This is a genomic window from Oleidesulfovibrio sp. (genome assembly GCF_047973035.1).
Taxonomy (GTDB): Bacteria; Desulfobacterota; Desulfovibrionia; order Desulfovibrionales; family Desulfovibrionaceae; genus Oleidesulfovibrio.
Genome location: NZ_JBKEBF010000021.1, coordinates 174,659 through 181,144, shown reverse-complemented (window position 1 = coordinate 181,144; position 6,486 = coordinate 174,659). Strand labels below are relative to the sequence as shown.

Here is a 6,486-nt window from a genome sequence, read left to right as displayed (position 1 = left end):
CATAGCAGTGCAGGAACAAGCTGGCCTGTCGCGGGCATGGTTTACGCGCCTTGCCATGCTGCTTGGTTACAAGGTGGTGGTGCACGAATACCCGCCGTTCTGTGCCGGTTCACATGCGGGCGACATGTTGACCAACGGCGACTGGCAATGGGCATGGGGCGTAGCTGCTCCTGCCATTACCGAGCGCCGCTTCAGCGCAGGCCGCAGTGCCACGGGCGAGGCTCTGTCCACCTGGGGCGATCATTTACTGGAATGTGTTTTTCGCAGGCTGAAGCCAGCCCATACCGAAGTTCTTTTTTCATACGGAGGAACCAATGCACCGGATTGATTCACAAGGTGCCACCGCAGAGGGGCACTTTACCGAAGGTAATCCCACCATACCGGAGCCTGCCACAGTGGTCAGTGCCGACTGGCTGAACGCCGTGCAGGATGAAATTCTGAATGTGCTGGCAGAAGCAGACATACAGCCTGACAAAGCGAAAAATGCCCAGCTGAAAGAGGCTATTCTCAAGCTGGGACCGGAACGCTTCAAGGGCTTTTCCACCAATGGGCAGCATGCAGCTTTTGAAGGTGATCTGAATACGGTTGCCCATAACAGCCTGTATGCCTGCGATAGCGCCAAAGTGCAGAATGCACCGGAGCTGCCCGCCGGAACATGGGCCTTTGTACATACCATGGTACTGCCTGCCGATGCTGGCCGTACACAGTTGTGCTGGCCTGCTGATGACCCTGATCATCCCGGCTGGAACCGCCGCCGTACCACCACAGGCCAGTGGAGCGACTGGAAGGTGGTCGGCTCCGGCGATGCTGGCGTGCCGGTAGGTATGTTGTGCTTTTCCAGCACCGCCAGCCCGCTGCCCGGAACAGTGGCAGTCAACGTAAAGCAAAAGTTTGTACTGGGCACGTTTCCCCAGCTGGAAGCGTGGGTGCAAAGCTCAGGCGGCTATCTGGCAACAGAGGCGGAATGGGACGCAGAAGCCGCCGCACAGGAGGGCACCTGTAACAAGTATTGCCTGACGGACACGCATATTATTCTGCCTTGTTACAAGCATTACTTTGCGGCTGCGCAGGATGGTGTGGCGGGTAAGGCTGTGGGGGATTGGGCTGTTGATACCTTCCAGCAACATAAGCACGACTTGTCTGTATCGACTAATAACCAGTCAGGAGCAGCAAATGGTCCTTCCAACACAGGTGCGTTTAGTAACGGATGGCCTAATGCTGTTGGTGGCGCACTTGAATACCAAGGATTTGGCACACCCCGCGTGTCTAATGAAACACGCCCCAAAACCTCCTACCTCCTGCCCTGTATCAAAACCTATGACGTGACGGTAAATGCCGCTCAGGTGGATATGCAGGCACTGGCCGCGCAGGTGGCTGCTATTAACGGGAATAAGGTGGACCGTAGCGAGTGGACGCAAACCCATGCGGAAAGCGGCTGGCAGAAGCTGCCCAGCGGGCTGATTTTGCAGTGGGGATTTTCTGCCCAGAATGCTTTGGGCAGCTCTGTTCCGGTGGTTTTCCCCATTACATTCCCGAATCAATGCTTCTCGGTTGTTGTGCAGGCTAAAAACGATGCTCAATCAGGAGATCTGGACAACGGACCGCAAATTTCACAGGTCACAACAACTCAATTTGTTTCTTATAATCAGAACTATATCGGCGGGTCCGGTGCTCCGGAAGGCATATATTGGCAAGCCATAGGATATTAAAAGGAAACAGAGATATGCATTACAGCCCCACAACAAACGGCTTTTACCATCCCGCCATACACAGCACTAACATCCCCGCCGATGTGGTAGAAATAAGCTCCGCAGACCATGCGGCCCTGATGGCAGCACAGGCACAGGGTAAAATCATCCGGCCAGATGCAAACGGCTATCCTGTTGCTGTGACTCCCCCCCCACCGCCTGCCCCTACCCGTGCGGAGTTGTACACGGCAAAGCAGGCGGAAATACGCGACGGGGCAGAAACAATCCTGACCCGACTGGCTACCGAATACGGCGCGCTGGAGCGCCAGACATGGGATCAGCAGGCGGCGGAAGCCGATGCCCTGCAGGCGAATCCGGACGCACCCGCACCGCTGGTACGTGCCATTGCCGCCGCGCGTGGCATGCCAGTGGCAGACCTTGCCTCCCGCATCCTTGCCAACCGTACGGCATGGGTGGCTGTGTCGGGCCATGTAGTAGGCCAGCGGCTGGCCTATCAGGATGCGCTGGAGGCTACGGCCTCGCTTGCAGAGGATGCAGCTATTATCGCTATCCAAGCCATTGACCCGGTCTATGCACTTCCAGAGGGAGGGTAGCATGGCAGATATTTTGGATATGGCAACTGATGTTGAGCGTATGCAGCGCGAAGCTGCCATTGCCCTCGTGCTGTCCGGAAGAGCGGGGACATTCGCTGAGCCGGACGTAATCGACGGAGTTCCTTGCTGTCGTGAGTGCGGGGAACCCATTCCGGCGGCACGACTGGCCGCCATGCCTGGCGCAGCACTTTGTGTAGATTGCGCCAGAGAACAGGAGCAACATAATGTTTACTGATGCCGCTGCGCATACCATGCTTTCAGCCTTGGCTATTACTCAGGCGGGGCTGCACTCTGCCTATCCCGGCATTGATGGTTCTGCCAATGAGCTTTCAGGAGGGAGCTATACTCGTAAGTCTGTCACGTTGGGCGCTGCCGCTGCACGTAAACGTCAGCTGTCTGCATCCGTAACATTTGATGTACCTGCAGGTGCCAGTGTGGCTTGGCTTTCATGGCGTTTGGCAGACGGTACGTGTGTTGCCGTCTCTCCTTTGGGCAGTGCCGCATCCAAGCCGGTGATGACCGACCCTGCAACAGATACCATAACATGCGAGGCTCATGGCTTTAGCAACGGCCAGACTGTGGTTTTTAGCGGCACGATGCCCGCCGGCATTCAGGCGGGCGTTACCTATCATGTGCGTGATGTGACTGCCGACACTTTTAAGGTAGCTGCTACAGCAGGCGGCGCAGTTGTGGACATAACCGCTGACGGGGCTGCCCGCGTAAGCCGTATTATACCGGAAGCGTATAACGATGCCGGAACCTACGAACTGACCAGCGCCACGCTGGCTTTGGAATAACCGGTGCGCACGTATAAAAGCCCCATAACCAGCAGACAGGAAGAAGTAGAGCCGGGACGAGTCGAAACGTTCTTTTTTCCTGTTGCGGGGCTGTACGTTGGCGGTTGGACGGGGCGCGATCTGCGCCCCGTAGAGGATGCCATGCTGTGCATATGCCAGCCCACACAGCAGGAACATGAGGCGCTACTTTCCGCAGGGTGTATAGAGGTGACGGATGAGGCATGAATGGCAGGGAAGCTATCCCACCAGTTCAAACTGCCTCATCTGGGCATTGCGCCAAAGGAAGCGGCAAGGCGGAAGCATCAGGCTGGTTAAAGGCTCCCTTTACTGGTTGCCGCATTTTGTCTGGGTTGATTCTTCCGGGCTTAGCTGGGGGTATAAATCCAGGCGCATTATTGATTCAGACACGCAGGCCAAAGACTGGCGCATCTGGTTTCAGGGGCGCCCAATTCGTCATGTTCACTGCAGAGGTAAATAGATGGCCATCATTTTTCAGGATGACTTCGAGGGCAGCGCCGACGGGACGGAACTGTCGACTCATAATACCGGATGGCTCGAAAAGTATTCTTCCAGCGGCTACTCTCCGGCTTTGGAAGTTAGAAACGGCGCTGTGGTACGTACCGCTGCCTACACTGGGGAATATCAGGCCGGGGACGGCTCTCTCTATGCTTCCGGAAATTATGCTGTCGAAGCTGTCGCCTCCGTAGGAGACAAATCGGGAAGTCTGTACCTGCAGGGGCGCCGTACCGCCGGCAAAGGATATTATGCCCTTGTTTACAATAACGATGCGCAGGAAGTGTTCATCCGCAAGTCTGTAAACGGCACAAACACCGTTCTGGCCTCTGCTCCGTTCATTCTTCCTTCCGGTACGCAAAAAACGTTCAGGCTGGAGCTGGAAGGCAGTGCTCTCCGCTGTACGATTGATGGTGTTGCACCGTTTGGCGCAGTCACAGACACAGAACTTACAGAGGGGCCTGCCGGCATCGCCTTATGGGTTACAGGATGGCCGTTCGGCCTTGGAAGCCCTCACCTCACCCAATTTACAGTAGAAACATTGTCTGAGGCTATTCCCGTTGTCCAAGGCAGTGTTTCAGGGATGACCTTCAGCCGTTCTTCGGCTGCTGGGTGCAAGCAGGCCGGCAGCCAGTCTATCCTCCAGCCGGCCCTGTTAACTGCCGTATCGGGGAGTAAAGCAACAAGGCTTTATATACAAAATATTACCAGTCGCTTGTGCGTTGCTGCCGGCTTACGCCGCGCCGCGGGCACTGTGGAACAGTGGCTTCGCACTGTGACCGAAAGCAAAGGGAACAAGGCTTCACGAGGGATAGGTGCGGTCTTTGCCCGTATGAGTTGCAAGACAACAGGGGAAGGGCAAATACTGCAGCCAGTCAGTGGATATAGTACAACAGCCACGACATCAGCGGCCGTAACTCTTGGACGAAAAAAAGCCGTAGACGGAGCTGAATTGAGCCTTGTGCAGGATGCAGGGGCCGTTAGCGGAAAGAAGAAAACAACAGGATTAACGGCAAGCGATCTTTGGGGGCAGGTGTTGACTGCTCAGAGCGGGCTGAGTGTTTTTTGTCCCGCTCCGCAGCGTACACACGTTGCCCGGTACGGAAGCAGAACTCATTCGGCTCGTCACTATACACGACTGATAACCATTCCAGCCACGAGGTGATTATGTATCCGTCATGGCCCACAAAGCTGGCCGCAGAACAGCTTGATTATTCAGTAGACATTGCTTCCCGGCTGAGCGCCGGAGAAACAATAACAAATGTTACCTGGTCAGCAGACAGCAGCCTTGCCATTGAGCCGGAACCCGTAACTGGCCCACTGCTGACTGCCGTCATTTCCGGTGGCACTCCGGGCCATAAACACCCCGTCACAATTACGGTCCAAACAAGCTCCGGCAGAGTCCTCGCAGAAAGAGTCCTACTCCCCATTAATTAGCGCCGCAAACCTGTGCCGAATCGCGCCAGACGAAATGCCAAATCGCGCGCCGCCTTACAAACAGGGCTTCTGGTGGTCATATTGACCCGAAACAGCAAAAAATGCCTTTTAAAAAAAGGGTTACAGCATGTTAGCTGCAACCCTTTTGTTTTTCATGGTGCCGAGGGGGAGACTCGAACTCCCACGGGGGAACCCCCACTAGACCCTGAACCTAGCGTGTCTACCAATTCCACCACCTCGGCGCGGAGAGGCATATAGTCAAAAGTCTGCAGGGTTGGCAAGCGTTTTTTTGTTGTTCATGTGAGAATTTTTCCAATGCCTTCGCGGGGGCGCTGTTATGCTTGAACGCATGCGGCTTTTGGGGTAGCTATAGCGGTCTTCGGGAGGGGCTTCGCACCAGCAAAATTCCGGTCCTTTTCCGAGCAGAACGGGAACCCCATGCAGATAGCAAGACAGCTTCAGGAAATACCAATCGACCTTTCACGCGGTTCGTGTGTCACCATCGGCAATTTTGACGGTGTGCACAACGGGCATCGCAAACTGATAGGACGAATGATGGCAAAAGCCGCCAAAGCGCAGCTACCCGGCGTTGTGGTGACTTTTTGTCCGCATCCCTTGCGCGTGCTTGTGGGGCCGCACACTCCCGCCTTTATTACCGACTACGAAAAAAAGCTCGACCTTCTGGAAGCGCTGGGCGTAGACCTTACCCTGATGTTGCAGTTCACGCGTGAACTGGCCGCACTGGAGCCGGAAGAATTTGTCCGTACCGTGCTTGTGGAAGGGCTGAACGTCAAAGAGCTGATTGTCGGCTATGACTACTCTTTCGGTAAAGGTCGTAAAGGGCATTTTGAACAATTAGTTGAAATGGGCCAGAAATACGGCTTTGCGTGCGAGCGGCTTGATCCTGTCATTATCGACGGGGCTGTAGTCAGCTCTACCCGCATCCGCGACATGATAAAGGCCGGTGACGTGTGGGGCGTGCGCCCGCTTATGGACAGATTTTATGTGGTCCGCGGCAGTGTGGTACACGGCATGAACCGCGGCGGCAGGTTGCTGGGTTTTCCCACTGCCAACCTGCAGGTAAAGGACGAGCTGGTTCCCGGACCCGGCGTATACGCCGTTTGGGTGGAAGTGGACGGACAGGTCTACAAGGGAGTCACCAACGTCGGGTACAATCCCACATTCGGCAACGATAAGCTGAGTGTGGAAACTTACATTATGGACTTTGACCGCGACATCTACGGATGGGACCTGCGGTTGAATTTTGTGCACAGGCTGCGGGACGAACGCAAGTTTTCGGGCCTTGATGACCTGATGACCCAGATTCGCAGCGATGTGGAACTGGGACGGCAAATTCTGGCTTCTCCGGAAGCCCAGCTGTAGCCGCCTCAGTCGCTTTGTTTCGCGCCTTTTGTACGCCGTCCGGCAAATGCCGTG

Annotated in this window: 9 protein-coding genes and 1 tRNA gene; 9 read left to right on the top strand and 1 reads right to left on the bottom strand. The window is 55.6% G+C overall.

The genetic code is table 11. From position 1 onward, the window contains the following. The 8 genes from ACK5LI_RS07655 to ACK5LI_RS07620 form a co-directional block, all read left to right on the top strand. Positions 1-328 (top strand): putative phage tail protein (locus ACK5LI_RS07655; RefSeq protein WP_416947857.1); only part of this gene is annotated, 328 nt, incomplete at its 5' end. Continuing rightward, a complete protein-coding gene (locus tag ACK5LI_RS07650; RefSeq protein WP_416947855.1) occupies positions 315-1,709 on the top strand; it encodes a gp53-like domain-containing protein in 1,395 nt (464 codons plus the stop codon). The genes ACK5LI_RS07655 and ACK5LI_RS07650, both read left to right, overlap by 14 nt. 14 nt (positions 1,710-1,723) lie before the next feature. After that, positions 1,724-2,302 carry a hypothetical protein gene (locus tag ACK5LI_RS07645; RefSeq protein ID WP_416947853.1) on the top strand — a complete coding sequence of 193 codons (579 nt, stop codon included), beginning with the start codon at positions 1,724-1,726 and terminating at the stop codon, positions 2,300-2,302. Between the two features lies 1 nt (position 2,303). After that, the gene (locus tag ACK5LI_RS07640) at positions 2,304-2,537 is read left to right on the top strand and encodes a TraR/DksA family transcriptional regulator (RefSeq protein WP_416947851.1); all 234 of its coding nucleotides are present in this window, start codon (positions 2,304-2,306) and stop codon (positions 2,535-2,537) included. Further along, positions 2,527-3,099 carry a hypothetical protein gene (locus tag ACK5LI_RS07635; protein ID WP_416947850.1) on the top strand — a complete coding sequence of 191 codons (573 nt, stop codon included), beginning with the start codon at positions 2,527-2,529 and terminating at the stop codon, positions 3,097-3,099. The genes ACK5LI_RS07640 and ACK5LI_RS07635 overlap by 11 nt, the downstream gene beginning before the upstream one ends. A gap of 3 nt (positions 3,100-3,102) precedes the next feature. Further along, a complete protein-coding gene (locus tag ACK5LI_RS07630) occupies positions 3,103-3,324 on the top strand; it encodes a hypothetical protein (protein WP_416947848.1) in 222 nt (73 codons plus the stop codon). 253 nt (positions 3,325-3,577) lie between these two features. Further along, positions 3,578-4,777: a hypothetical protein gene (locus tag ACK5LI_RS07625; protein WP_416947846.1), complete on the top strand. Its 1,200-nt coding sequence runs from the start codon at positions 3,578-3,580 to the stop codon at positions 4,775-4,777. Positions 4,778-4,779: 2 nt separating this feature from the next. Beyond that, a complete protein-coding gene (locus tag ACK5LI_RS07620) occupies positions 4,780-5,049 on the top strand; it encodes a hypothetical protein (protein ID WP_416947844.1) in 270 nt (89 codons plus the stop codon). A gap of 155 nt (positions 5,050-5,204) precedes the next feature. Here ACK5LI_RS07620 and ACK5LI_RS07615 read toward each other — a convergent pair. Then, positions 5,205-5,291 (bottom strand) — tRNA-Leu (locus ACK5LI_RS07615). A 196-nt stretch (positions 5,292-5,487) separates the two neighbouring features. Here ACK5LI_RS07615 and ACK5LI_RS07610 point away from each other — a divergent pair. Next, a complete protein-coding gene (locus ACK5LI_RS07610; protein ID WP_416947842.1) occupies positions 5,488-6,432 on the top strand; it encodes a bifunctional riboflavin kinase/FAD synthetase in 945 nt (314 codons plus the stop codon). The last annotated feature ends 54 nt before the right edge of the window (positions 6,433-6,486 follow it).